23 protein-coding genes are annotated in these 25,005 nt (G+C 45.4%); 10 read left to right on the top strand and 13 right to left on the bottom strand.

Annotation, left to right across the window (positions count from 1 at the left end; translation table 11 throughout):
* Positions 1-89: 89 nt before the first annotated feature.
* The 5 genes from AB6F11_RS13235 to AB6F11_RS13255 form a co-directional block, all read right to left on the bottom strand.
* Positions 90-413, bottom strand: coding sequence for a DUF4144 domain-containing protein (locus AB6F11_RS13235; RefSeq protein ID WP_104216019.1), 324 nt, complete (start codon positions 411-413; stop codon positions 90-92).
* Positions 414-444: 31 nt separating this feature from the next.
* Entirely contained in the window at positions 445-711 is a 267-nt protein-coding gene (locus tag AB6F11_RS13240; RefSeq protein WP_102393978.1) for a Txe/YoeB family addiction module toxin, read from the bottom strand.
* Complete coding sequence (locus AB6F11_RS13245) at positions 701-958, bottom strand: type II toxin-antitoxin system Phd/YefM family antitoxin (RefSeq protein WP_017061616.1); 258 nt, start codon at positions 956-958, stop codon at positions 701-703. The genes AB6F11_RS13240 and AB6F11_RS13245 overlap by 11 nt, the downstream gene beginning before the upstream one ends.
* Before the next feature lie 186 nt (positions 959-1,144).
* Positions 1,145-1,936: a CLCA_X family protein gene (locus tag AB6F11_RS13250; protein ID WP_102393977.1), complete on the bottom strand. Its 792-nt coding sequence runs from the start codon at positions 1,934-1,936 to the stop codon at positions 1,145-1,147.
* Positions 1,937-2,056: 120 nt separating this feature from the next.
* Complete coding sequence (locus AB6F11_RS13255) at positions 2,057-2,746, bottom strand: flavin reductase family protein (RefSeq protein ID WP_102393976.1); 690 nt, start codon at positions 2,744-2,746, stop codon at positions 2,057-2,059.
* Positions 2,747-2,979: 233 nt separating this feature from the next.
* Between AB6F11_RS13255 and AB6F11_RS13260 the strand changes: the two genes are divergently transcribed.
* The 3 genes from AB6F11_RS13260 (at position 2,980) to AB6F11_RS13270 (ending at position 6,702) form a co-directional block, all read left to right on the top strand.
* Positions 2,980-4,311: a ferric reductase-like transmembrane domain-containing protein gene (locus AB6F11_RS13260; RefSeq protein ID WP_017064979.1), complete on the top strand. Its 1,332-nt coding sequence runs from the start codon at positions 2,980-2,982 to the stop codon at positions 4,309-4,311.
* Positions 4,312-4,450: 139 nt separating this feature from the next.
* Entirely contained in the window at positions 4,451-4,858 is a 408-nt protein-coding gene (locus AB6F11_RS13265; protein ID WP_102393975.1) for a hypothetical protein, read from the top strand.
* Positions 4,859-5,328: 470 nt separating this feature from the next.
* Positions 5,329-6,702, top strand: coding sequence for a carbohydrate porin (locus AB6F11_RS13270; RefSeq protein WP_102320859.1), 1,374 nt, complete (start codon positions 5,329-5,331; stop codon positions 6,700-6,702).
* A gap of 134 nt (positions 6,703-6,836) precedes the next feature.
* Here the strand turns inward: AB6F11_RS13270 and AB6F11_RS13275 are convergent, their stop codons facing one another.
* Complete coding sequence (locus tag AB6F11_RS13275) at positions 6,837-7,823, bottom strand: LacI family DNA-binding transcriptional regulator (RefSeq protein WP_017067468.1); 987 nt, start codon at positions 7,821-7,823, stop codon at positions 6,837-6,839.
* A 234-nt stretch (positions 7,824-8,057) separates the two neighbouring features.
* Here AB6F11_RS13275 and AB6F11_RS13280 point away from each other — a divergent pair, with 234 nt between their 5' ends.
* From AB6F11_RS13280 to AB6F11_RS13290, 3 genes are all read left to right on the top strand, one after another.
* Positions 8,058-9,497: a sucrose-specific PTS transporter subunit IIBC gene (locus AB6F11_RS13280; protein WP_017064972.1), complete on the top strand. Its 1,440-nt coding sequence runs from the start codon at positions 8,058-8,060 to the stop codon at positions 9,495-9,497.
* A 195-nt stretch (positions 9,498-9,692) separates the two neighbouring features.
* On the top strand, positions 9,693-10,652 hold the full coding sequence (locus tag AB6F11_RS13285) for an aminoimidazole riboside kinase (RefSeq protein ID WP_104216020.1): 960 nt from the start codon (positions 9,693-9,695) through the stop codon (positions 10,650-10,652).
* The gene (locus tag AB6F11_RS13290) at positions 10,649-12,094 is read left to right on the top strand and encodes a sucrose-6-phosphate hydrolase (RefSeq protein ID WP_017069759.1); all 1,446 of its coding nucleotides are present in this window, start codon (positions 10,649-10,651) and stop codon (positions 12,092-12,094) included. The genes AB6F11_RS13285 and AB6F11_RS13290 overlap by 4 nt, the downstream gene beginning before the upstream one ends.
* Before the next feature lie 142 nt (positions 12,095-12,236).
* Here AB6F11_RS13290 and AB6F11_RS13295 read toward each other — a convergent pair whose 3' ends face one another.
* Together AB6F11_RS13295 and AB6F11_RS13300 are read right to left on the bottom strand one after the other, a co-directional pair.
* Positions 12,237-13,679 (bottom strand): N-acylglucosamine 2-epimerase, encoded by a 1,443-nt coding sequence (locus tag AB6F11_RS13295; protein ID WP_104216021.1) that lies wholly within the window; start codon positions 13,677-13,679, stop codon positions 12,237-12,239.
* Between the two features lie 143 nt (positions 13,680-13,822).
* On the bottom strand, positions 13,823-14,470 hold the full coding sequence (locus tag AB6F11_RS13300) for a glutathione S-transferase family protein (protein WP_017069761.1): 648 nt from the start codon (positions 14,468-14,470) through the stop codon (positions 13,823-13,825).
* Between the two features lie 98 nt (positions 14,471-14,568).
* Here AB6F11_RS13300 and AB6F11_RS13305 point away from each other — a divergent pair, with 98 nt between their 5' ends.
* Positions 14,569-15,420 (top strand): LysR family transcriptional regulator, encoded by an 852-nt coding sequence (locus AB6F11_RS13305; protein ID WP_104216022.1) that lies wholly within the window; start codon positions 14,569-14,571, stop codon positions 15,418-15,420.
* A 15-nt stretch (positions 15,421-15,435) separates the two neighbouring features.
* Here AB6F11_RS13305 and AB6F11_RS13310 read toward each other — a convergent pair whose 3' ends face one another.
* On the bottom strand, positions 15,436-17,226 hold the full coding sequence (locus AB6F11_RS13310; protein ID WP_104216023.1) for a sigma-54-dependent Fis family transcriptional regulator: 1,791 nt from the start codon (positions 17,224-17,226) through the stop codon (positions 15,436-15,438).
* A gap of 327 nt (positions 17,227-17,553) precedes the next feature.
* Between AB6F11_RS13310 and AB6F11_RS13315 the strand changes: the two genes are divergently transcribed.
* On the top strand, positions 17,554-19,074 hold the full coding sequence (locus AB6F11_RS13315) for an aldehyde dehydrogenase family protein (protein WP_104216024.1): 1,521 nt from the start codon (positions 17,554-17,556) through the stop codon (positions 19,072-19,074).
* Positions 19,075-19,201: 127 nt separating this feature from the next.
* Here the strand turns inward: AB6F11_RS13315 and AB6F11_RS13320 are convergent, their stop codons facing one another.
* Together AB6F11_RS13320 and AB6F11_RS13325 are read right to left on the bottom strand one after the other, a co-directional pair.
* A complete protein-coding gene (locus tag AB6F11_RS13320) occupies positions 19,202-19,939 on the bottom strand; it encodes an NUDIX domain-containing protein (protein ID WP_104216025.1) in 738 nt (245 codons plus the stop codon).
* 224 nt (positions 19,940-20,163) lie between these two features.
* Positions 20,164-20,565, bottom strand: a complete 402-nt coding sequence (locus tag AB6F11_RS13325) for a hypothetical protein (protein WP_017061631.1) — start codon at positions 20,563-20,565, stop codon at positions 20,164-20,166.
* A gap of 306 nt (positions 20,566-20,871) precedes the next feature.
* Here AB6F11_RS13325 and AB6F11_RS13330 point away from each other — a divergent pair, with 306 nt between their 5' ends.
* Positions 20,872-21,954, top strand: a complete 1,083-nt coding sequence (locus AB6F11_RS13330; RefSeq protein ID WP_017061632.1) for a pyridoxal phosphate-dependent aminotransferase — start codon at positions 20,872-20,874, stop codon at positions 21,952-21,954.
* Positions 21,955-22,031: 77 nt separating this feature from the next.
* Here AB6F11_RS13330 and fghA read toward each other — a convergent pair whose 3' ends face one another.
* Positions 22,032-22,871, bottom strand: a complete 840-nt coding sequence (gene fghA / locus AB6F11_RS13335) for an S-formylglutathione hydrolase (RefSeq protein ID WP_104216026.1) — start codon at positions 22,869-22,871, stop codon at positions 22,032-22,034.
* 154 nt (positions 22,872-23,025) lie between these two features.
* Positions 23,026-24,174 carry an S-(hydroxymethyl)glutathione dehydrogenase/class III alcohol dehydrogenase gene (locus tag AB6F11_RS13340; RefSeq protein ID WP_012601124.1) on the bottom strand — a complete coding sequence of 383 codons (1,149 nt, stop codon included), beginning with the start codon at positions 24,172-24,174 and terminating at the stop codon, positions 23,026-23,028.
* Between the two features lie 320 nt (positions 24,175-24,494).
* Here AB6F11_RS13340 and AB6F11_RS13345 point away from each other — a divergent pair, with 320 nt between their 5' ends.
* A complete protein-coding gene (locus AB6F11_RS13345; RefSeq protein WP_017069768.1) occupies positions 24,495-24,839 on the top strand; it encodes a multidrug efflux SMR transporter in 345 nt (114 codons plus the stop codon).
* Positions 24,840-25,005: the final 166 nt, after the last annotated feature.

Below are 25,005 nucleotides of genomic sequence, written 5' to 3' on the forward strand. Positions count from 1 at the left end.
CGCTTGTACGGTGGTGTGAGAGGACGGAGGCCGTGAGGCCTCCTCCTACTCGATTAACAGGTTTCGTTTATTAGCTTTTAAATGAACTATTAACGTGGCTCAAAAGCCAAAGACTGAATCGCTTCTTCAATCGTCAGGAAGTGGATCTTCATCAGGCACACTTCGGCTTTCTGGAACTCATGATTTCGTATCAGCTTAGTCACGCTTTCTACTGAATACTGCTCAGTTCGTTTCGCTAGCGACAGTTGATTTGAGTTCGATTGAAGTGCGTAACTGTCACCTTCAGAATCGATGAGGTAATCATCTTCACCCAAGATCATGTCTGAGCATTCTGCCTGAAAATCTTGTTCTGACGCGACGTAAATAAGCTCATCATCACCGTCGAGTTTTACCAAAGATGGCCAATTGATCATTACTGCCCTTTCTATGTGCTGCTTACTGCTTTTAATAGTGGTGACGACAAGCAATTATATAAAAGTTATCGTCATCTGCTTTATACACTAATCGATTCTTGTCATCGATTCGTCTTGACCAAAAGCTAGACAGGTTGCCGACTAGTGGCTCCGGCTTTCCAACCCCTTCAAAGGGCGTTCTTTTGGCGGCTTCAATCAACTTATTTAGTTTCTTGAGCGTTTTCTTGTCTTGGGTTTGCCAGTATAGGTAATCTTCCCAAGCATTATCTGTAAATACAATCTTTCGATCATTCGTCATTATTCAATTCTCGAACGGTTGTATTTCCGGCTTCGAGTTGAGCAATAGATTCAGCCAATCTTTCAGCGTTTTTAGGCGAGCTCATTAGGTACAAGGTTTCTTGCATTGAATTAAAATGATCAAGAGACATTACCACGGCATCTTCTGAATCTCGTCTGGTTATTACCGTAACATCAGAATCGTCTACTACTCTATCGAGCACAGACTTAAGGCTATTTCTGGCCTCAGTAAAAGAAACAATATTCATCACTTATTTACCCTGTTGTTTTTGGATATGTTTAATCTTTCAATATATACAGAATAGTTAATCATTCATGAGTTAACTATTGTACATGTCCCGCTTGTTGTACATGTTATATCAGAGATTAAACATGATCAACTTATGGTACATGTCACTCACTGTAAATCTGCAGAGTGCTACTGACTCAAAATGCTATTTACTTAAAGATCGGCCCAACGGCGCGAAGTAACCTTGAAGCGCTTGATAAATCTCTTTGCGATGCGCCATATCAGGATACACGGGGTACATATCAGGCTTGGTTGTGCCATCCACTAGATAAGCGTTCTTGATATCGGAACACGATTCAATCACGGATTCAAAAGCGCGCGCCATCATCTCTGTGGGTAGTGAGAAGTAACGGGCAGACATCGCTTTGTCGGCAATCACACTGCGAGCCACATAATCGTGTTTGTCCAAGTTATTGTCGCTAAGCAGTGTGGCATCAAACAGAGACATCAAACTTTCGTTTAATGGATGAGGTCGCACCGTTCTATCGTGCAACCAACAGTCGCTGGCGAACAGGATCTGCTTGCGAGGGCCAGAGGTATCGCCGATTTCAAACGCTTTCTCAGCGATATAGTGGTCAAATGCATGCCAAAACTCGTGAGCGAGCGCGCCAGCTCCGGCATTCTTCGCGAGGGCTAATTCTCGTTGGTTCGGGGCATAGTGTGCTTGTACGCCTTTTCTGCCGCCACTGCCGAACGCTAAGCCTAATGTGCCGCGAAGGCCAATCGCTTCTGGTGGCAAAGCCAAGATGTAAGCCAAGTCGGCTAGCGAATCGAATATCAGATTTGCGGCCAACTCTTTTTCTTCTTTCGTCACCCAAGCACCCACACGAATGCTGCCCATACCGAAGGTTTGTTTGATGTCCATGAATGACACCTGATCGCCATGTCGGTAGTCTGGGCCTTCGCGCGTTTTGTATTTAAAGTGAGTTAACTTCAAAAGGGTCCTTGGAAACAGACGTAAGAATGAATAGTGTGCTCAGTGAGATGCGCCTGTGTGAGATGCATCTCTTGGAATTAAAGGACGTTAGCACTTTTGATAGCAAATTGCCGAACAAAATTAGTTTAGATTGAGTTCGAAAGCTTCCCATGAAGTTGGGTTACCTTCACGAGTGAGTGGAAAGAGTGGCTGTTGTGGTTTTGCATAGCTTAATCGGTGCAGTCTTTGAGTTACGTGGTAGCTATCAAGCCCTGATACCGTGACCAAATCCAACGCTTCTAAATCAAGGTAGCCATCCGGCATCACGGCGCGTTTGGGTGCGTGAATCGTTATAACTTCACCGATCAACATTTGCGTTTGATTGCTTTCGATTGTTATCTGTTCTTTGAACGCTAACCCTATCTTTAAACTGCTCTCCAAGACGAAGGGAGCGGGGAATGTGTCGTCATAATAGGCCGTTAAGCCGACCGCGTTGAATTCTGAGACTGGTTTAGGGTAGCGAGCCGAGGTTTGATGGGCCTTTTTAACAAAGTCAGCACCAATGCTGTTAACGGTGAAGTACTTAGTTTCTAGGATGTTTTCTAGCGTATGACGTCGGCTTTTATCTGGGCGAACAATAAAACCAAGCAGCGCGGGATCAGACCCTAGGTGAATGACAGAGCTCACTATCGCAAGGTTTTCAAGCCCCTGTTTATCACAAGTACCAATTAGGTTGGCGCTTTTAAATCCAGATAGGGAGTTAACCAAACGAATGCGGTGGCGCGGGTTCATTGTTTGGATATCTTGTTTAGAAAGGGTCATGTCCTTCATATCTTCTCTTCTTCTCATTTATTGTTATCTTCGAGCATGCTCACTAACGGACTTATATGTACGAAGAATCCGCTTTTATCGATCAAAGAGCGCTTATTGGCCGTGGGCAGTTTGTCTCTTTTATCTCTGCTACAGCACAATGAACGAGATCCTTTGCATAGATTTACGTACGTTGACGTCCCTTTACATCACAGGAGCTAAAGTAATGATGTCGTCTTTATGAGTGTTAACAAATGAAAACAGTCCGCAATATCATTTGGGCAATGATTGCCACAATGTCAGCCTTTTGGTTTGCGATGGAACCGCAATTATTCGCTTCAAGCGATGTCTTTGAATGGCGCTCAGCCATGATTCAGTACTCAGGTATTTTGTCTCTGGTGTTAATGTCCATCACAATGATCTTGGCGATGCGTTTGCCTATGGTTGAGAATTGGCTGAAAGGTATGGATAAAGCATATCGAGTCCATAAATGGCTCGGTATCGGTGGTGTTGCACTGGGTGTGACGCACTGGTTGTGGTACCAAATACCTAAGTCATTGGTGGTGTCTGGTGTGTTAGATAAGCCTGTTCGACACGATGGTTCAGGGCCGCAAGCTGTTTTGACTGGATGGGAGTTATGGGTCAATGAATTACGCGGTATTGCTCAGAGTATTGGCGAGTGGGGCTTCTACTTGTTGCTCATTTTACTGGTGGCGTCACTATGGGCGGCAGTGAAGTACAAACCGTTTAAATTGTCGCACCGTCTGATGTCGGTTGCGTACCTGTTTATCGCTTTCCACTCAGTAATCCTGCTTAAACGAGCGTATTGGGGAGAACCTATTTATTATCTAACTGTGGCATTTGCTTTGGCTGGGTCTATCGCAGCGATTTACAGTTTGTTGGGCTTGGTTGGGCGTCGTAATCGTCACTCAGCGACGATTATCTCGACTCGCTATTTTCCACAAGCTGAAGTGATGGAGCTGGTGTTAAAACCGGAGGCATCTTGGCAAGGTCACAAAGCTGGGCAGTTTGCGTACTTGCGTTTCGGTAATGAAGACCCGCATCCGTTTACCATTGTTTCTGGCAGTGATGATCCAGAGCTGCGCTTTTTGATCAAAGAGCTAGGTGATTTTACTAATGGCCTATATGAACGAGTGAAAGCGGGCGATGCGGTTACGGTTGAAGGACCCTATGGTCGACTTTATTTTGACCTAAGCAAGCCACAAATTTGGATTGCTGGTGGTGTCGGGATAGCGTCGTTTTTTGCAACACTTGAAGCGCTCAAAACAGAACGAGATCATCCTCGTATTCAACTGTTTTATTGTACTCGCGGTGTTGATAAGCAATTAATCGATGAGTTGTGGCACCTAGCACACGCGGTTGGTGTGAAGTTGACCGTGATAGATACCTTGCACTCACCGCGGCTAAACGCCGGAAGAATTGTCAATCAATGTGGCGACCTCAACGAGTACGAGATGTATTTCTGCGGGCCGGAGTTGTTCTCTACATCACTGAAAAAAGAATTAGACACCTATCAATTTGATATTGAAAAGCACTACCACGAAGAGCTGTTTGTGATGCGTTAAAGCCAACTATTGGAGCTGTGATTGTTAAATTAGTCAATCGGCACAGTGTAAAAAGGCGTAAAGTCACTCAATTTGTTATTGCAGCGGTTTGCTATTGAGCGATACCATATAGGGCTGTTTCTTTGGTAAAGATGTAATTATGTCAGATGAAAAACTCGCACTCGAATGGATGCGCCAACAAGCTCATAAAGTTGACCCATACGTTATCGATCCATCGTTTGATGAATGCGTTGAGTTGCTTGATCCTGCCTTCAAGAAAGGCAAGAATGTTGCTCAACTCAAGTATCTGTTATCAGAAGCAGATCGCCGAGCGGGCGCGGCAGAACGTAAGCATGCGGCTTTAAAATACGCCAAAGAGAAAAGCCCAAATGCTGGTCAAATCTTGCGACTGCAAAGCAAGCTTCAACAAGTTCAGTTGGCGTTGAAATTGGCGACTGGCGACAACAACATGACCATCTCTCAGTTCTGTTCAGAGTATGACGTGACTAAGCGTGACGGCAATACGGCATGGAACGAAAAGCTGGTGGAGCAGGGTAAGAGAAAGTAGTCTTTTAAACGCTTTATTCTTCTATAAACTGTCACGTTAGTTAATGTCATACACTTTTCAAAAAACGACCTATTGTTATCAATGAACGCCTTTCTAAAGCCTGAAAAATCGCTTCTCAGGCTTTAATTTTTATAGCCAACCTGTTGCATTTTTTAGCGCCTTTCCTAATTCTCGTACTGGATTTTCTCTCTATTTTTCTGAGATATCTAATGTGCGCGATACACTATTTTTCGCCCATTAATCAATTTCACTTGTGACAAAGTTATCAGAATTATGCATTTTCGGTAACGTTCCCGAAATTATCGATCTATCATCCACTCAGATACAAAAGTGAAGTAATCAACACGACTGATTTCTATTTCTTCTTCGATATAGAGCTTATACATCAAAAGTATAAGCCGAAATGTGCTTACGAATTGTTTTGGGAACGTTTGCAAATAATCCAAAACAATTAACGTGAGAACATCAGAATGAAACGACACATTTTAGCGGTTGCTGTAACAATGGGGCTAATGACTACATCGGTATTAGCAAGTGAAGACGTTGCAGCATTAGAGCAACGTATTAATGAATTAGAACAAAGGGTTGCACAAACAGAGCAGGTCTCTACCGAGGCCAATGAAAAGGCTTCTTCGTTTGAGTTTCACGGCTATGCTCGCTCTGGGTTATTGATCAACGACGACCTAAACGGCGCGACAGGTACTGGTCCTTACATGACAGCGGCGGGTGCCATTGGAGCTCCAATTGGACGTCTTGGTGTTGAAGATGATCATTACGTTGAAGCGAACTTGATTCATAAGCGATTTGCAGACGATGGCTCTAGTGCTTTGTTTCGCATCATGTTGGCCGACAGTACTGAGACAAATAACGAGTGGACTGCCAGCGAAAGCCAGTTGAATGTGCGACAAGTGTATTCAGAACTGAACCGTCTGAGCATGTTCTCTGAATCTGAAGCGTTTTCTGAAGCAACGTTTTGGGCGGGTAAACGATTCGATCGCGACAACTTTGATATTCACTTTTTCGATTCGGATATTGTCTTCTTATCAGGTACTGGTGCGGGCGTTTATGACGTTCAGATGAGCGACAACTGGAAAGCGAATTTCTCTATTTATGGCCGAGATTTTGGTGAGATTGATAGCTCGTCAACAGATGTAGAAAACTACATTGCAACCATGAATAACCGTATTGGCCAATGGCAAGTGATGTTGAGCGGTATGACCTCAGCAGACAACGATAGCCGCCTAAATGGCGCAGCTGAAAGCGGTGTACACGCAATGTTTGCGTACCATGGAGACAACTTCTTTGGTCTGAGCGAAGGCTTCTCTAAAACGGGTATGTTAGTGGGTAGTGGCCTAGGTGCAGAGCTAAAAGGCATCGGTTCAAATGGTGATCTACTGGATGACGCGAAAGCCGTTCGCCTGTTTAGCTACGGTGTCACTCGCATTGGCGACAACTGGCGCTTAGCACCTGCATTAATGGCAGAGCATAGCCAAGACCGTTTGAAGAAGAATGACGAGTTCACATGGGCTTCTTTAAACGTTCGATTAGCTCAAGAGTTCACAGAGAACTTTGAGATGGTTTACGAAGGTTCATTGCAATACATGGATTTAGACAACTCGACAGAGCAAGCGAGCGGCGGTTTCTACAAAGCGACAGTTGCACCAACACTCAAGCTTTCAACTAGCACTGGTTTCTTTGACCGACCAGAACTGCGTTTCGCTGTGAGCTATGTGGATTGGAGTGAAGACCTAAATGGTTACTCGATCAGCACTGAAGCAGATGCTGCAACGATGGGAGAGGGCGGCGAGGTTCTGTTTGCACTGCAGATGGAAACTTGGTTCTAATTGCTTGATATATCGTTTAGATAGAGAGTGTTACTCATGATGTGATAGTCGCATCACCAAATGCCAACCTTATCGTTTCAACTCGAAGGTTGGCATTTTTTATCTTGGGATAACCTGATCTCTGAAATAAATCGCTAGCAAGACTCTCGGTCAATAGTGGTGAAGGTCAACACCATCTTGCTCATTTCAAAGCCTTTTTTCTCAATACGGTCGAGTAGCAGCTTGGCTCCATTTTCTCCCGCTTTATCAAACGCATAGTTAAACGTAGACAGCGTTGGTGTGCATACTGAAGCAAGTTCATCATCACCCACGCCGAGTACCAAGACATCCTTTCCTGGAACGAGGCCCGCTTCTTGAATTGCTCTGATCGCACCGATTGCGATACGGTCAGTGGCGCAGAATAGGCCGTCGAGCTTGGTGTGCTCCTTGAGATACTGCTTCGCCAGTTGGTAACCTGATTCTATGGTGAAGTCGCCACGGGCGTGAAATTGCAGTGTGAGGTCGTTAAATTGAAGCGATTGAGCGAAGCCTTCCGATCTCATCTTATCAACCGCAATATCATCACCTTGCACACCGATGAATCCCATATGCTTACAAGCTTTCGCTATGAGGCGATTACCCGCTTCAAACCCTACGCGAGTGTCGTCGTGCACAATGCTTGGGATGTTAAACATTGACCCGTCTTGACCAACCAATACCACGGGTACGGCAGAGCTTTGAATCGCTTTGACTAATTGGTTGTCGAGGTGGGTCGCGTACAGGATGATTCCTTCAACACGCTTCTGGTTAAATATCTGAATATATTCAAGTTCTTTATGGTGTGTTTGGTGTGTGCTCGCTAATAATACATGCTTGCCCGCTTGCTCTAATACGGCGGTTAAACCATCGACACCCTGAGAGGTGGCATGGGAAGAAACCCTAGGAACAATCACGCCAACCAGGTTGGTTTTTTGGGACTTTAAGTCTTTAGCGACTTGGTTTGGGAGATAGCCACACTCTTCAACCGCTTTACGCACCTTCACCTTGGTCGCGTCTTTTACGCCATACTCATCATTGATTACTCTTGAAACCGTCGACTTGGAAACTCCAGCGAGACGAGCGACATCATGAAGACTAGCCATTATTCATTATCCAATTGTAATTTTAGTTTTGGGATTGTTTGCAAACAGAGCATCAAATTTACCTGTTATTAGGGGATTTTAACCCTGTCTTCTTATCCTAGGGAGATAATTTGAAGATCATTCTCACACTATTGAGCAGTTATCTTTGATCATTTGTTATTTCTAGGCAAAAATTTGTTTTGCAAACGTTCCCGAAAATTCAAAAGCTCAAATGATAATCCAATGGGGTATGTAATGAATTATCCAAAAATAGCAAAAGAGCTGCTTTCTCTATTAGGTGGTAAAAGTAATATCACCGCACTCGCACACTGCGCGACTCGTCTGCGTCTTGCGGTTGCAGACCAAGATAAAATTGATGAACAGGCGATTGATAACCTAGAAGGGGTTAAGGGCCAGTTTAAAGTGGCAGGTCAATATCAGATCATCTTTGGCTCAGGCATCGTAAACCAAGTTTATGCTGAGTTGGCTAAGCTGACTGAAATGACGGAAATGTCGACCAACGATGTGGCGTCTGCAGGTGCTGACAACCAAAATATCCTGCAACGCGCGGTGAAAGGCCTGTCTGATATTTTTGTACCAATCATTCCGGCGATTGTTGCTGGTGGTTTGTTGATGGGTATCTACAACCTATTGACGGCTCAAGGCTTATTCATTGATGGCAAATCTTTAATCGACGCTAATCCGGGTTTGACCGACTTAGCAAACATGATCAATACATTTGCTAATGCTCCTTTTGTGTACTTACCTATTTTATTAGCATTTTCAGCGAGTAAGAAGTTTGGTGGTAACCCATACCTTGGCGCGGCTTTAGGTATGTTGATGGTTCACCCAGACTTGCTTAACGGCTGGGGCTTCGGTGGCGCATCAGTGTCGGGCAGCATTCCGGTTTGGAACATTTTAGGTTTCGAAATCGAGAAAGTAGGCTATCAAGGTTCAGTACTACCCGTTCTTGTTTCTGCGTTTATTCTAGCGAAAGTTGAGCTTGGGCTGCGTAAAGTTATTCCTTCGGTTCTGGATAACTTGCTAACGCCGCTATTGGCGATTTTCATAACTGGTTTGTTAACATTCACGATTGTTGGTCCATTTACTCGTGATATCGGCTTCCTGCTTGGTGACGGCCTAAATTGGTTATACAACAGTGCTGGCTTCATTGGCGGTGCGGTGTTTGGTTTGATTTATGCGCCGTTTGTTATTACTGGTATGCACCATAGCTTTATTGCTATTGAAACTCAGTTGCTTGCGGATATTGCAACAACTGGTGGTACGTTTATCTTCCCTATCGCGGCGATGTCTAACGTGTCACAAGGTGCAGCGGCACTGGCGGTTGGTTTCATGAGTAAAGATAAGAAAATGAAAGGTATCGCGATTCCTTCTGGTGTGACTGGCTTGCTTGGTATTACTGAACCTGCAATGTTCGGTGTGAACTTGAAGCTTCGCTATCCATTCATTGCTGCGGTTTGTGCCGCTGCGATTTCAAGCGCGTTTATCACGATGTTCAATGTGAAAGCACAAGCACTGGGTGCGGCGGGTATTCCTGGCATCATCTCAATATCACCAGAAAAGATTGGCTACTACGTGGTAGGTATGATTATCGCGTTCGTGACTGCCTTTGCTCTGACCGTTGTTTTAGGTCTGCGCGAGCGCAGCAAGCAAAACATTAAAGCAACAGCTTAACGTTTCTCCCTAGAAGTGAAGCCCCCCTTTTCACTTCATTTCCTAAGCTTTGGGGTGCTAGCTAGGTGATTTGGCTTAGCTAGCCTTTTTATATTTTTACATGACAGCGTGAAGTGTCACCTTGCTTTTGGTTGCTACTGCTTTCGATTGCCATCGCTTTCGGTTGTCATGATTTTCAGTTTTAAGGTAAGAAAGATGAATCAAGTTTGGGTAACTGGAGACGCCGTCGTCGACCTCATTCCGGAGACTGACGCGACATTATTGAAATGTCCGGGCGGTGCGCCTGCTAATGTCGCGGTAGCGATTTCTCGCCTTTTAGGCAAAAGCGCATTTTTTGGCCGAGTGGGTAACGATCCGTTTGGCACTTTTATGGAAGTGACTCTGCAAAAGGAAGGTGTGAATACCGATCGCTTGGTGAAGGACCCTGAACAACGCACGTCAACCGTGGTGGTCGCTCTTGATGACCAAGGCGAGCGTAGCTTTACGTTTATGGTTAAGCCAAGTGCCGACCAGTTTATGTCTGTTGAAGACATTCCCGAATTTAAGAAAAACGAGTGGCTACACGTCTGCTCGATCTCTTTGGCTAATGAACCAAGCCGAAGCAGCACCTTCGAAGCCATCCGACGCATGAAAGCCGTGGGCGGTTACATCAGCTTCGATCCAAACCTTCGTGATGAAGTGTGGCAAAACCCATCTGAAATTAAGTCTGTGGTCATGAAAGCGGTTGAGTTGGCGGATGTGGTTAAATTCTCAGAAGAAGAACTGGACTTCTTAACCGATTCAACTTCGATGGAACAAGGCTTGGCTAACATTGCAGATCTTAACAACACGCTTGTTCTGGTTACGCAGGGCGCGAAAGGCGTTTGGCGAGTATTTGAAAACCAAGGTGTGTTGATTTCAGGTCGCTCAGTGACGCCAGTGGATACCACGGGTGCAGGCGATGCTTTTGTTGGCGGTTTGCTTGCAAAGCTTTCTCAAGATGATGAGTGGAACAATCAACAAGTCGTCGATTCTGCAATTCAGTGGGCGAATGGGTGTGGTGCACTGGCGACCACGCAAAAAGGCGCAATGACCGCACTTCCAACGCAAGAAGCTCTTACTCAGTTTATTCAAAAAGACTCTTCAAATACGAATGCCGTAGAGGAGAGTGTATGAGTTTGAACTCGAACTGGACAGTAGAGCAAAGATATCGCCGTATAGAAGATATTTCTCTAGAGAGTATTGATGCGATGGTAGAGCTTCGCAAACAAGACTCTGGCTATCCAAGCTACCATATTGCGCCTAAGTTTGGTCTGCTTAATGATCCGAATGGTCTGTGTTTCTTTAATGGTGAACACCACCTATTTTACCAATGGACGCCAGTTGGCCCCGTCCATGGTATGAAGTACTGGTACCACCTTTCTACCAAAGACTTCGTTCATTTCGAAGACCACGGCATTGGCTTGCACCCAGACCAAGATTACGACTCTCACGGTGTTTACTCTGGTGGTGCATTGGTTGAAAACGACAATGCATTGTTGTTTTTTACAGGTAACAAGCGCGATGGAAATTGGTTGCGAGTGCCAACTCAATGTTTTGCCAAGATGTCTGCTGACGGCAAAATAGAAAAGCACGGCGTGGTTATCGAAAACGATCACTACACCGAACATTTCCGAGACCCAAAAGTGTGGAAACAGGGCGGCGATTATCTGATGGTTGTGGGTGCTCAAACGCCTCAAAATACTGGCTCTATGGCGCTATATTGCAGCCGAGACCTGATGAATTGGCAGCACAAAGGTCCAATTCAAACTCGTTACAACAACCTTGGCTATATGTGGGAATGCCCAGATTTCTTTGAAATAGAGAATCAGTCGGTGATGCTGTTTTCTCCACAAGGTGTGTCTAGCGAAAATCCATACGATTTCAAAAATATCTACTCGGTGGCTTATATCGTCGGTGACCGCCTAAATCTCGATTCGGTAGAACTGGAAAACCACCAAGATATTGCGCAACCAGATTATGGCTTCGATTTCTATGCACCACAGACTTATTTAGATGATACAGGCCGCCGTATTCTGATTGCTTGGATTGGTCTGCCTGAGATTAATACACCATCTAATGAGTATCAGTGGGCGGGCATGTTGTCGTTACCACGCGAACTTCAAATCCAAGATGGCTATCTTGTTCAGTCTGCTTTACCTGAATTGAAAGCGCTACAGGGTGAAGCTGTGGTGGTTGAAAATGCTCTTGAATTGGATACAACCAGCTTCATGGTTGAGCTCGAAACTGATACTGACGAGTTTGAGTTTACACTTGCTAACGTTGCGGGTGATAACATCGTGTTCAGTGCTACAGAAAAGGAGTTCATGCTTGATCGCAGTAAGATGTCTCAGCTCTACGCGGAAGAGTTTGGCTCAGTGAGAAAAGCACCGAGGTTGAGCACCAAGCAAACCATCGAGGTTTATGTTGATAAGTCAGTGATCGAAATCTTTATCAATGGCGGTAAGCACACAATGACCAGCCGTTTCTTCATTGATGACTTGAGTTCATTGTCGATGACTGGTGACGTGAACACCGTTTATCACTCGATGAACCCAATTAAAGGGTTGGACAACTAACCTCCGCTTATCTCCATCAAGAAAGCCGCTGATCAACAGCGGCTTTTGTTTGGTCTGCGACATCACTATTGTGCTAACTCTTTGACCTTGTCCATTCCCCGTAGCCCTGAATCTCAAGTCCATTTAGAACAAATAACCAACGCTAAGGTCGAATGTTATTGAAACTGACCTTCTGCGTTCCGTCATCTTTATTCAATAGCTCCACCACATCGCCTTGATAGTAATACGGTTCCATTGGCATCTCGCTGTTGGTCGGCCTTGCGTAATGCAATACTGCTGGCTTCGCGTCAACTTGCTGTGCGTATAGATAGCCAATCAGCGCATGTTCAAACTGGTGATAACCGTTGCCCCAATGGAAAGCTTTGGTGCGTTTTGGCTCAAGCCCGACACCGCCGTATTTATGGTCGACCCATACATCATGAAAAGTGGGTAGGGTGTATTGCAGGACGTCTTTCATTGAATCATCGACAAGCGAAACCGTCATGGCTGCTTGATCAAGCTCCGCCCATTCCCATGATGAAGCCCAATTTGTGTTTGGTCTGCTTTGCCAGCCAGTTATCTCTTGTCCTTTCCACGCTTTCTGAAGTTCTTCGCCATAATATTGGGATACACTCACGAAATTTTTCTGATATTGCGCATGAACGAGAGTGTGTTTCATCCCTTTGATGCCAAACTCTTTCCATTCAGAGTTATTCAATGTTTGGCCTGTAAGGTAAGTCATCCAATACGCTTTGATGGTGTGCCCAAAATCGTTGTGATTAGCATTCGGCATCTTGGTGGCTTTGCTGTGAATGGCCCCGTAGAAGCGTTGTTCATCTTCAGAGTGGTAGTGCTCGACCATGGTTTGTGTCAGCCAACTTAGATCATCAAGCCATCTTGTCTTGGTGGGCTCTTTTAGCAGGGGAGCGACTAACAGCATGTAACCGTTAATCTGATCAAGTTGCGCGACCAGTTCACGCTGTGTGGCTTTGCCATCTTCACCATCCGCAAGTACCCAAGCAAGACCGCTGTTGTCGCTAAGTCGATATTTATCAAAGATAAAAGCTTGTTGTGCGATGAGTGCTTCTTCTACCTTTTTGTCTTGAGTCAGGTAGTAGTACATGGCAAGGCCAACTAATGCATACGCTTGATCTTGAGAAGTACGCTGCTGCCAATTTTGGCCTACTTTTCCCTCTTTTGTGTAGCCGATAAAGCCGCCGTTTTGCTTATCTTCTAGCTTATCAATGATGTAGTAGGCTCCTTGCTTGGCAAGCGCTAAAGCCTGCTTATCGCCACTAAGGTGGTAGAGCACGCCATAGGCATAAGTTTGACGTGACTTCATCCGCGTAAACTCTTTGCCAAAGTGTGGCGTGATCCAGCCTTTGTTTAGTTCATGGCACACATCAGAAACATCGAGCAAGGTACCGTCATCACAGCGGAAAGTAGGGAAGTTTCCTACCGGTTCTCCTTGAGCGCTAGGCATTAACCAATAAGGTGCAAGCCCTTCAGTCGCATGGTTGAGCCACTCTTCTCCAGAAGGAAGATGGGCGTTGGCAGATACGGCGAAGCTAGTAATACTGAGTAATGCGATCGTTGCTCGTAACATGATGTTTATCTTAACTATTTGAATTTCTTTGAATATAAACAATCACATCTGCACATTGTGATTAGGCGATCACAATCGACCAAATTAATAAGGTTTAGATAAAAGCTCACAGACTAGTGAGCTTTGGAAGGGTGTCTTGTATTTTATACTGGCTTGCCCGCCTCATCTTCTTCAACCACATCGGTTTCTAAGCTTGCCTCTGCCAGCCATTTTTGTATTGATGGACTGTTAAGCACACGTTGTTGATACTGCGATGCCTTTTCGGAAAGTTGTATTCCATAGGTTTCTACGCGCAATGCGACGGGTGCAAACATCGCATCGGCAATCGACCATTCACCAAATAACCATCCCTCTGGGTATTGTTCCATTTGTGCAGACCATATTGCATCAATACGAGCGATGTCTTTCAGTGCGTCTTCACTCAGTGTGAGCTTTCGTTGTGCGCGGCAGTTCATCGGCATTTCATTTCTGACGGCAAAGAACCCAGAGTGCATCTCGGCGGAAATTGCTCGGGCATGGGCGCGTTCTTTCACTGAGCTAGGCCACGCTGCACCGTCCAAATAGGCATCGTTAACGTATTCGAGAATCGCCAATGAATCCCACACCGCAACATTACCATCAACTAGGGTTGGAACCTTGGCCGTTGGCGTCACTTTCGCCAGAGTGTCGTAAAAATCAGAGGTGAACAGCTTGAGCTTGATGACTTCTGCATTCAGGTTGTAGTTGTCGAATATTAGCCATGCGCGCAGTGACCAAGTTGAGTAGTTCTGGTTTCCAATATAAAGCTGCATCGTTGCTTCCTTGCGTTTGGTGGGCATGCATTTGAGATTAGGGGATTGTATTGCGGCGCACTAACGGATAATTTTGATGCAATACATTAACAAAAACGATGGGTGGTGATTTCAATATGGATATTGATGCTTTGCGAGGCTTTCTCGCGTTTGTAGAAACCAGTAGTTTCACTCGTGCAGCGAAACAGATAAATCGCACCCAATCGGCATTCAGTGCTCAGATGCGTAAGTTGGAAGAAGAACTCAACGTCACTCTTTTCCAGAAAGAAGGACGTAATTTAATACTGACTGAAGCTGGCTTAGCGCTGCGATCTCATGCCGAACAGTTGGTCGCCCTTCACAATACCGCACTTAAGCAAGTAAAGCGTTACGGAGACAAACAACCTCTGCGACTCGGCTGCCCTGAAGACTACAATGACACCATTCTGCCGAAAGTGATTCGCCTGTTGCAGAAAGCAGAACCCACCTGTTCAATCCAAATATTCAGCCTGCCCAGCATTACGCTGAGAGAGTGGTTGGATGACGGCAGGCTTGATGCGGCGATTGTCACCCGAGCGCCCGATAGTGAAGAGGGTTACTGGCTCACTCATGATATCGGAGTATGGATAAGCAGCCCTGATTATGTGTTCGATGAGTCTAAACCAGTGCCATTAGCCTTGTTTCAGACCGATTGTAAGTACCACGCCGCGGCAGTGAATGGCTTAACCAAGCAGGGCACGCCTTATCAGTTATTGGCGTGTAGCAATACCGCTTCAGCGCAGCGTGCAATCGTGAAAGCAGGATTAGCGATTGGTGCGATGGGTAAGCTAAGCGTGACTTCAGATTTGAAAATTCTTGATGATATGCCGCCGTTGCCTTCGGTCGATATTGTGCTGATCCTAGCGAGTAAGCATCACCCGGTATTGGATAAAGAAGTGCTCAATCAACTTGTGGAGCTGGGTTCTGAGTAGCTTAGGTTCATCTTCCTATTGGAGGATTCCCAAGCTTTTCAATTTTCGATAAATGGTGTTGCGGCTGATACCGAGTATTCTCGAAGTCTTACTTATGTTGCCTTGGTTGGCTTGATAAGTTTGCAACAAGGTTTCTTCAACGGTGCTTCTTAAATCGTTACTCGCTGTACCTTTTATGGCATTAGAAGTCATTAGCTGGTGCTGATTATCGTGTGCTAATGACGTGAGATGTTGAGCAAGGTGGCTGGGCACATGCTCGAGTGTGAGTTGGGGTTCATCACTTGCTAATAGAGCAGCAACCTTAAGTAAGTTGTCTAATTCGCGGATATTACCCGGCCAAGAATAGGCGCACAGTAAGCTCATCAAGTGCGGGCAGATTGTCTGTTCGTCTTCGGCGTATTTACGATGAATGTGCTCGATTAAAGCGTGCTTGTCTTGTCGGTGTTGTAGGCTTGGCAAGGTGAAGGCTAAGCCATTGAGTCTGTAATACAGGTCTTGCCTAAACTCACCTGTTGCGACTAACTGCTCGAGGTTTTTGTGAGTTGCAGCGATGATCTGACAATCGACTTGATAGCTTTGATTAGAACCAACTGGCACCACGGATTTGTCTTGCAGAACATGCAGTAGTCGGCACTGAGCTTCTAAAGGCATGTCGGCGATCTCATCTAGAAATAGAATCCCTTTATCTGCTTGACGGATCTTACCTTGGAAGCCCTTGTGGCTTGCTCCCGTAAAGGCGCCCGGCGCGTAACCAAACAGTTCAGATTCGATAAGGTCTTTAGGCAGCGCGCCACAATTTACCGCTACCAAGGGCGAAGACTTACGCTGGCTTTGCTTGTGCAGCGCTTTAACAAACTCGCCTTTGCCAACTCCTGTTTCTCCTAAGATCAACAAACTGATCCCTTTATCGATTACCTTGTTGGCTTGCTGCCAAGCGTGTTCGATTTGTTGCTCGCCATGGTGCAAATCACACGATGCTGAAATGGAGCGCGTGCGTTTGGTGGTTGGTTGTTTGAGGTGTTGTTTCTCAAATACAAAAGGCGTGTCTAATGAGGTTCGGTTGAAGAGGGTATCGATACTCTCACCGACGATCGAGGTTTGATCCAATAGTTGAGAGGCGACCTGATTGTGTGCCACCACCTCCCCAGCTTCATTGGCTATTACAATCCCTTGCCAACCACTGTGTAATAACGATTTCTCACATGCGAGGTCGATGCGAGTGGTGCCTTGTGGGATGTGGCTCAGTAGCTGGTTTTCAACAAGCTGAACCATATTTTGAACCAGTAGCTGCACCGAACTGTCGTGCTGTTGCTGCTCACTGGTAATGTCCAATACGCCAACCATGTTCCCTTGGTGATCAAACACAGGGCTTGCTGAACAGCTGATAAATCGATGCTGGTGGATGAAGTGCTGCTCACCAATGATGGTCACGGGTTTAGCTTCAACAATCGCGGTGCCAATCGCGTTGGTGCCCTTAAGTTGTTCCTGCCAACACGCTCCTGAGCTGAGTGCAATTGATGTCAGCTTCTCCTTAAACCGCTCCTGTCCCCAACTCGCCAGAATCACCCCTTCAATATCGGTCAGAATCAAACGACTGTCGGTACGAGCAAACATCTGATTAAACAAAGGCAGCGCATTGCGTTCGACGATGTGGATCAAGTCAGCCGATTGATGACGTCGCTGCTTAAGAATCGATTGTGGTAGGCGAATGTCTTCAGGAAGTCGTCTCTGTTTTAGACCCGCTTCTGTGCTGCGGTGCCAAGAGGACGAAAGCCAATCTGAGGTGTTTGCTTGTTGAAGGTGCATGACTGTTCCATGTCGTAACAGTGAGGGTGTACCAATTTGGAACAGTTGAACACTGGAGTGGTTTCCATACGTCCGTTCAATGCCAACTCACTTTGGGTTGTAAACGTTTGGTAATCATAGTTTTACAATTTATTAACAACAAGTTTTGAAGTTCTGGCGTGTGATTTGCGTTGTTACTGTTGTGAAGAAAACACGAAGTATCAGTGTTTTAAACAGAAAGCATAAACATGGGCGTCTCGCCATGAGTTCTTTTCTCAAGGGGAGCCGCCACAAAAATAAGACAGCTCTAGCTCAATAACGAATATCAAATCGAAGAAGGATCTAACTATGATTTACGCACAGCCGGGTAGTGACAACGCAGTGGTGAACTTTAAAGCTCAATACGATAACTTTATCGGTGGCGAGTGGGTGAAGCCTGTCAGCGGCGAGTATTTTGATAACACTTCCCCAGTGAATGGTCAGGTGTATTGCCAAGTGGCACGTTCAACAGAGGCAGACATTAGCTTGGCACTCGATGCGGCGCATGCGGCTCGTGCTAGTTGGGCTGCGACCAGTGTGACAGAACGTTCCAATATCCTACTTAAAATTTCCGATCGCATTGAAGCGCACCTAGAAGAAATCGCGGTGGCGGAGACGTGGGAAAACGGCAAGCCTGTGCGTGAAACTCTAGCGGCAGACATCCCGTTAGTTGTTGACCACTTCCGTTACTTTGCAGGCTGTATTCGGGCGCAAGAAGGCAGCGCAGCCGAGCTAGATTCAAACACCGCGAGCTACCACTTCCCAGAACCCATCGGTGTGGTGGGGCAGATCATTCCTTGGAACTTCCCGATTTTAATGGCGGCTTGGAAATTGGCTCCAGCACTGGCTGCGGGTTGCTGTGTTGTGATGAAGCCAGCGGAGCAAACACCGACATCGATCTTAGTGATGATGGAGAAGATCGCTGATCTTCTACCTGCAGGCGTAGTCAACATCGTCAATGGTTTTGGTAACGAAGCGGGTCAAGCGTTAGCAACCAGCGATCGTTTAGCGAAATTGGCCTTTACCGGTTCGACAGAAGTCGGTCACCACATCTTGAAATGTGCGGCTGAAAGCTTGATTCCATCAACGGTTGAGCTTGGCGGTAAGTCTCCAAATATCTATTTCCCAGACATCTTTAACCATGAAGACGAATACCTTGATAAGTGTGTCGAAGGCATGTTGCTGGCGTTCTTCAACCAAGGTGAAGTGTGTACCTGTCCATCACGTGTGCTGATCCATGAATCGGTGTACGACAAGTTCATCGCCAAGGTGGTCGAGCGTGCTCAAACTATTAAACAAGGTAACCCGCTAGATACTGATACTCAGGTTGGCGCACAAGCTTCAAAAGAGCAGTTCGATAAGATTCTGAGTTACCTTGAAATCGGTCGTCAAGAGGGTGCGAAAGTGCTGATAGGTGGCGAAGTTGCGCAGCAATCTGATGATCTCGGTAATGGTTATTACATCCAGCCAACAATGTTGGAAGGGCACAACAAGATGCGAGTATTCCAAGAGGAGATCTTCGGTCCTGTTATCGCGGTGACGACGTTTAAAGATGAAGCAGAAGCACTCGAGATAGCCAATGATACCGAATATGGCTTGGGTGCAGGCGTGTGGACGCGTGATGCAAACCTCGCGTATCGAATGGGTCGCAACATTGAAGCCGGCCGTATCTGGGTGAACTGCTACCACGCTTACCCAGCTCATGCCGCGTTTGGTGGTTACAAGAAGTCGGGCATCGGCCGTGAGACACATAAGATGATGCTCGATCACTACCAAAATACTAAGAACCTGTTGATCAGCTACGATACTAACCCACTAGGATTTTTCTAAAATAGATAGGTTCTAGAACAGTCTAATTAGGAAGTCACTAGCAACGAGATGGCTTAAACAATATAAGTAAAATGAAAAGCAAAACGCCAAGTTCTTATGAGCTTGGCGTTTTTATGTTTGAATCGCTTTAGTTTTTCGAAAAGAAGATCTCTGGCTTATGGTTCGGGCCATAGTTGCCTTCTAGTTGGGTAAGTTCTAATCCTTGTTTGCCTATCAAAGAGCCGACCAATTGGCGGTTAAACGGGTAGCTGTCGGGGTTGTTAATATATTCTTCAACATCTATCCATTTAGCTTCTGCAATTTCATCAGTGTCTTGAATCGCAATTTCTTGAGTTTGAGCGATAAGGTGACAAATAAAGTAGAGGTTTGATTTACCGAATTGATACGGGTGTCTTGTCGCCATGCCAACCACAGAAACGAACGTTGCCTCGATACCGGTTTCTTCCAAGGTTTCACGAACCACCGATTCTTCAATGCCTTCACCCAACTCAATATGACCGCCCGGTAATTTGTAGCCCGTCATGCCGTGCTCTTTGATCATCAGAACTTGATTGTGTTCGTTAGTGATTAACGCACCAGCACCCAAGGTGTGGGTCGGAATGAAAGGCACAAACTCTACAATCTCGGATTTGTGGATCAGCGTAATCTCGTCTTCTAAGCAGTTGTGAAACACAAAGCCAAGCTCAGTCGCCACCGGAATAAGGTGCGAGAGTGAAATAGGTAAGCTAATCCAAATAATGCCTTTGCTATTCTGCTTTGAAAATTCGGTGATCTCGCTGAGTTCGGCATTGAATGAGTCAACATCGTGAGGGGCTGTTGCTGGGTCAATGATGATGCCGTTAAATTTGTCGAGCGTAAATTCCACGGGTGATCCTTTATTATTTTGATTTATTGGGCGTCGAGCATGGTCTGAGCTTATCGTATCTAAAGAGCTTATAACACCTTGAGAGCAAGGGCAGCAGTGAATCAAAAGTAGGCAATGCAGTTTATGTCGAACGGGTCGGGATAAGTGGAGGGTGTTGCTAGAAAAAAAAACTGCGCTTGGAAGCCAAAGCGCAGTTTTAAAATGAGGTTTATTGCAGTTCGATTTTAACGAATATAGTTCGCGTTAATACTCACGTACCAGTGTTGAAGCTTGCCATCAGATTTCTTGATCCACAAATCGTTGGTGTAGCTATCAATCTTGCCGTTAACCGTAAGGTTGAATGTGTTCTCGTCGAATTCGCCAAGCTTCACGAACTGGTCCGTGGTAATCAGGAATGGGTCCATGTCGTCTACACCAACCACATCTGAAATCACATAGTAGTGGTAAGTCAGCGGCTTGCTCGCATCATTCGGGTTGCTGCGATACGCAACAAGCTTGAATGGTTCCGTTAATGGAACGTCGAGCGTTTGCTTGTCCATGGTCGCTGGAATTGGAATAAACAGCCAAGCGGTAAACAGACCGCTCAATAAAACCATCAGGAAGAAAAGAGTCTTAATTGCTTTCATAGCAACCTTCAAAATATGGGGGATGTTAATGGGGCTATGGTAACTAGGGAGAGTAAAGATGCAAGCTCTGTTATTACCCTATCTTATCTCAGCTTAATCTAGCGCAAAGAAAGCGGTTCGGTTAACTCGAAATGTAAACACGAGTGCTTAACTCTTGATTATGGCTTAAGAGAATTCGTTATTTGAACCAATCTTGGTTTTTAACCAGTCTCTCGAAACAAGGCGAAGAACTGTCGCGAAATGACCTATATAGATAAAATTCAGTACGATAAGAATAGCGCATGAATATTTTTTGAGCGTTTTCTTATGCATTTAAATCCACGGTTAAGTGGCGAATACCATTCTTATGTCGATCACTCATTTCGTATCGATTGTTCACTTGGCTCCAATCCATTTGGCGCACCAGAAATTCCTGAACATGTGATCAAAGATATTATCTACGGTATTGATAAGTACTATTGCCACAGGGAGCTTTCGGAGCTGACTTATCTGACTCGCCAGTTTATTGGGATTGAAGATTGTCGTATTACGTACACCACGGGCTCTCTTGGGGCGCTAGAACTTATCTTCAATAAACTTATCGATCACAACAATCGCACCATGATAGGCATTGGCCCTCAGTTTGTTGAAGCAGTATCAGAGTTCACTTTGGTGGGCGGGAAGTACCAGTCCATCAACATGTTTGATTATCAAAACGAGTCGGATCTGTTCGGTGTGTTGGCATCAAAAATAAGCAGTCAAAATCCTGCCTTAGTGTATATCGATAATCCCAACAACCCAACGGGTCGAATCTACGACAGAGCTTATCTGGTCGAGATAGCGAGAGTATGTGAGCGTTCTGGCGCTATTTTGATTGTCGACGAGGCATATGGTGAATACCTGACCCCTGAGCAGTCTATGCTCGATCAGACCTTAGTCTTGGACAACTTAATAGTTTTACGAACCTTTTCTAAAGGTTTAGGGCTCGCTGGGATTCGACTCGGTTACTTAGCCAGCAGTGAAAACCTGACTTCTGCAATCGAAGCTGCGGTGAGTGTGTTTACGCCGACTTACCCCTCAATAAAAATCGCATCGGCGACCTTACCCAATGCAAAACACTTCTTAGAAATGAACCGCAGCAAAACTGAATACTTTAAGCAGCAAATGATCGGCTTGTTGTCTGAGAACAATATTGAGGTGGTTGGCACGTCAATATCGACGCCCATTATGTTGTTGAAAAAGAGAGGAACTCACCTTTCAAAGCTATTTGAGAGTATCGGTATTAAGACATGTTCGGGTGTCGATTTTGCTATTACGTGCGACGCGATGACTGAAGAGTATGTTCGATTACGAATTGTTGGCAATGATATAGATTTAGAAGCGTTAAAGCAGCGTATTAAGCAGTTATAAAAGCAACCGTTATAAAATCAGTAGGCATAAAAAAGCCCGCACCTTGCGTTTACAAAGTGCGGGCTAAATTCATCTGGCTACTTGTTTAAGTAAGCAGCGTGGAACTCAATGTGTTCATCAATAAAGCTAGAGATGAAGTAGTAGCTGTGGTCGTAACCAGGCTGCATACGTAGATCTAAATCGGCATTGGTTACCTTAGCGGCTTCGACTAATTGCTCAGGTTTAAGCTGTTCAATCAGGAAGTTATCGGCTTCACCTTGGTCGACCAACATTGGCAGTTTAGTGCCTTTGGTTTTTAGAAGCTCAGAGGCATCGTAGTGTTTCCACTCTTCAATATCCAAGCCTAGGTATTGGTTGAAGGCTTTTTGTCCCCAAGGGCATTGCATTGGGTTGGTGATTGGGCTGAATGCAGAGATAGAACGGTAGCTATCTTCGTTTTTAATGCCAATCGTTAGGGCACCATGTCCGCCCATGCTGTGACCAGAAATCGATTTTACGGATGTAACAGGGAAGAACGACTCAAGTAATGCAGGGAGCTCTGTTACCACGTAATCGTACATGTGGTAATGGCTGTCCCATGGCGCTTGAGTGGCATTCACATAGAAGCCTGCACCTTGGCCGAGATCGTAATTTTCATCGTCGGCAACACCTTCGCCACGTGGGCTAGTGTCTGGTGCCACAATCGCGATGCCTTGCTCAGCCGCGGCTTTGAAAGCGCCGGCTTTTTGCATGAAGTTTTCATCGGTACAGGTTAAGCCTGACAACCAATACAAAACAGGAACTGGGTTTTCTTTGCTTGCGTTAGGTGGCAAGAAAATCGCAAAACGCATGTTGCAGTCAAGCGTTGCAGAAAAGTGGGTGTATTGTTTGTGCCAACCACCAGCAACCTTTGCTTGGCTAATGTTTTCGATTGTCATCTATTGTGCTCCGTTAGGTTGATGGTTTGGGAGTAAATTTGTCTATATTACATAAAGTTTCACCACCCACCGGGCAGGAGGTGGTGAAGACAGTTTGTTGCTATTCATTTGTAGCTGTGGCCTCGATGCTCGAAAGAATCGAGGCCAAGATGTGTTACTTATCCATGTGTAGAACAGTACGGATAGATTCACCTTTGTGCATTAGGTCGAATGCTTCGTTTACGTCTTGCAGACCCATTGTGTGAGTGATGAACTCTTGAAGACCAAACTCACCCGCCATGTAACGGTTAACGATTTCTGGAAGCTCAGAGCGGCCTTTAACACCACCGAAAGCAGAACCACGCCATACACGACCAGTTACTAGTTGGAATGGACGAGTTGAGATCTCTTGACCTGCACCTGCAACACCAATGATGACTGATTCGCCCCAACCTTTGTGACAGCACTCAAGTGCTTGACGCATCACGTTTACGTTACCGATACACTCGAAAGAGTACTCAACACCACCGTCTGTCATCTCTACGATAACGTCTTGGATTGGCTTGTCGAATTTAGTTGGGTTGATGCAGTCTGTCGCGCCAAGCTGTTTTGCTAGCTCGAATTTGCTCTCGTTGATATCAACACCGATGATGCGGTCAGCACCAGCCATGCGAGCACCAATGATTGCAGATAGACCGATACCACCTAGGCCGAATACAGCAACGTTGTCGCCTTTTTCAACTTTAGCTGTATTTAGTACAGCGCCCATACCGGTTGTTACGCCACAACCTAGAAGACAAACTTCTTCAAGTGGTGCTTCTTTGCTTACTTTCGCTAGAGAGATTTCTGGAAGTACTGTGTACTCAGAGAAAGTAGAGCAACCCATGTAATGGAAAATTGTTTCGCCATTGATAGAGAAGCGGCTTGTACCGTCTGGCATTAGGCCTTTACCTTGCGTTTCACGAACGGCTTGGCATAGGTTAGTTTTACCAGATTTACAGAACTTACATTCGCCACATTCAGCTGTGTAAAGTGGGATAACGTGGTCGCCAATCTCAACACTTGTAACGCCTTCGCCGATCATCTCAACGATGCCGCCACCTTCGTGACCAAGAATTGAAGGGAAGATACCTTCTGGATCGTCACCTGATAATGTGAATGCGTCAGTGTGACAAACACCAGTAGCAACGATGCGAACTAGAACCTCACCAGCTTTAGGAAGTTGTACATCAACTTCTTCCATTTTTAGTGGCTCTCCAGCTGCCCATGCAACCATTGCTTTTGATTTGATATGCGTTTGACCAGGTTTAATTTCGATTGTCATTGGATGTTTCCTATATGTCAGTACAGCGGATAACTGTGCAATTAAATTCAACCCGTTAAGCGTAGTTGAGCTTAATTGTTTCCGCTCTCTCGTTTTGTTGGAGCTAGTATAGGTGTGAGTGCATGTTTTGATAATCCCCTTAAATAGAAAATGATTATTACTTATTTGTAATAATAGAGCATTTAGGTTCCTCGTGTTAACCGAAAGTCACATTTAAGAATTTTTAAGGCACTTCATAATAATTGCTTACTGAAAATCGCATGAATTGGAAATAAAACTACAATATTCTGAGCGCCGTATTTAATGTTGTGGACTCAAACATGCTTTTATCTCTTCCGCCTCCAGTGATGCTGTCACTCGCCATCGTGCTTGAAGTTGTCGCGACTTCTCTATTGCCTAAAACGCAGCAATTTACTTCCCTTCCTGCTACCGCCGCAGTACTCGTCGGTTATGGCTTTGCTTTTTATCTGTTGTCTCTCACGGTTCAAACCATGTCTTTGGGTGTCGCCTATGCGATTTGGTGTGGGGCAGGGATAGTGTTGGTCGCGGCGTTGTCTTGGTTGGTCTACGGGCAAAAGCTAGACATCTACGCGATCATTGGCATCGCTTTGATTCTGTCTGGTGTGGTGATCATCAACCTGTTTTCAACGTCGGTGAGTCACTAAGAGTCTATTTCCTACTTCTGAAGGAACAAACTAATTGGAATCTAGAGTAGTTAACCTTCAACTTAAGGTATTGAATATAAAATAGTAATTTCAATAAATGCATTTTGTGCATGTATTTTATGAAAACAGCTCACTTTACTCATAGATTGGTCGGTTTAGTATAGCC

The sequence above is a fragment of the Vibrio sp. 10N.247.311.14 genome, from assembly GCF_041467715.1.
Taxonomy (GTDB): Bacteria; Pseudomonadota; Gammaproteobacteria; order Enterobacterales; family Vibrionaceae; genus Vibrio; species Vibrio crassostreae_C.

What these genes read in the sequence shown, in the direction of transcription:
- AB6F11_RS13235 (WP_104216019.1), bottom strand. Translation starts at nt 413, where the DNA reads ATGATCAATTGGCCATCTTTGGTAAAACTCGACGGTGATGATGAGCTT.
- AB6F11_RS13240 (WP_102393978.1), bottom strand. Translation starts at nt 711, where the DNA reads ATGACGAATGATCGAAAGATTGTATTTACAGATAATGCTTGGGAAGAT.
- AB6F11_RS13245 (WP_017061616.1), bottom strand. Translation starts at nt 958, where the DNA reads ATGAATATTGTTTCTTTTACTGAGGCCAGAAATAGCCTTAAGTCTGTG.
- AB6F11_RS13255 (WP_102393976.1), bottom strand. Translation starts at nt 2,746, where the DNA reads ATGAAGGACATGACCCTTTCTAAACAAGATATCCAAACAATGAACCCG.
- AB6F11_RS13260 (WP_017064979.1), top strand. Translation starts at nt 2,980, where the DNA reads ATGAAAACAGTCCGCAATATCATTTGGGCAATGATTGCCACAATGTCA.
- AB6F11_RS13265 (WP_102393975.1), top strand. Translation starts at nt 4,451, where the DNA reads ATGTCAGATGAAAAACTCGCACTCGAATGGATGCGCCAACAAGCTCAT.
- AB6F11_RS13270 (WP_102320859.1), top strand. Translation starts at nt 5,329, where the DNA reads ATGAAACGACACATTTTAGCGGTTGCTGTAACAATGGGGCTAATGACT.
- AB6F11_RS13275 (WP_017067468.1), bottom strand. Translation starts at nt 7,823, where the DNA reads ATGGCTAGTCTTCATGATGTCGCTCGTCTCGCTGGAGTTTCCAAGTCG.
- AB6F11_RS13280 (WP_017064972.1), top strand. Translation starts at nt 8,058, where the DNA reads ATGAATTATCCAAAAATAGCAAAAGAGCTGCTTTCTCTATTAGGTGGT.
- AB6F11_RS13285 (WP_104216020.1), top strand. Translation starts at nt 9,693, where the DNA reads ATGAATCAAGTTTGGGTAACTGGAGACGCCGTCGTCGACCTCATTCCG.
- AB6F11_RS13290 (WP_017069759.1), top strand. Translation starts at nt 10,649, where the DNA reads ATGAGTTTGAACTCGAACTGGACAGTAGAGCAAAGATATCGCCGTATA.
- AB6F11_RS13295 (WP_104216021.1), bottom strand. Translation starts at nt 13,679, where the DNA reads ATGTTACGAGCAACGATCGCATTACTCAGTATTACTAGCTTCGCCGTA.
- AB6F11_RS13300 (WP_017069761.1), bottom strand. Translation starts at nt 14,470, where the DNA reads ATGCAGCTTTATATTGGAAACCAGAACTACTCAACTTGGTCACTGCGC.
- AB6F11_RS13305 (WP_104216022.1), top strand. Translation starts at nt 14,569, where the DNA reads ATGGGTGGTGATTTCAATATGGATATTGATGCTTTGCGAGGCTTTCTC.
- AB6F11_RS13310 (WP_104216023.1), bottom strand. Translation starts at nt 17,226, where the DNA reads ATGCACCTTCAACAAGCAAACACCTCAGATTGGCTTTCGTCCTCTTGG.
- AB6F11_RS13315 (WP_104216024.1), top strand. Translation starts at nt 17,554, where the DNA reads ATGATTTACGCACAGCCGGGTAGTGACAACGCAGTGGTGAACTTTAAA.
- AB6F11_RS13325 (WP_017061631.1), bottom strand. Translation starts at nt 20,565, where the DNA reads ATGAAAGCAATTAAGACTCTTTTCTTCCTGATGGTTTTATTGAGCGGT.
- AB6F11_RS13330 (WP_017061632.1), top strand. Translation starts at nt 20,872, where the DNA reads ATGCATTTAAATCCACGGTTAAGTGGCGAATACCATTCTTATGTCGAT.
- fghA (WP_104216026.1), bottom strand. Translation starts at nt 22,871, where the DNA reads ATGACAATCGAAAACATTAGCCAAGCAAAGGTTGCTGGTGGTTGGCAC.
- AB6F11_RS13340 (WP_012601124.1), bottom strand. Translation starts at nt 24,174, where the DNA reads ATGACAATCGAAATTAAACCTGGTCAAACGCATATCAAATCAAAAGCA.
- AB6F11_RS13345 (WP_017069768.1), top strand. Translation starts at nt 24,495, where the DNA reads ATGCTTTTATCTCTTCCGCCTCCAGTGATGCTGTCACTCGCCATCGTG.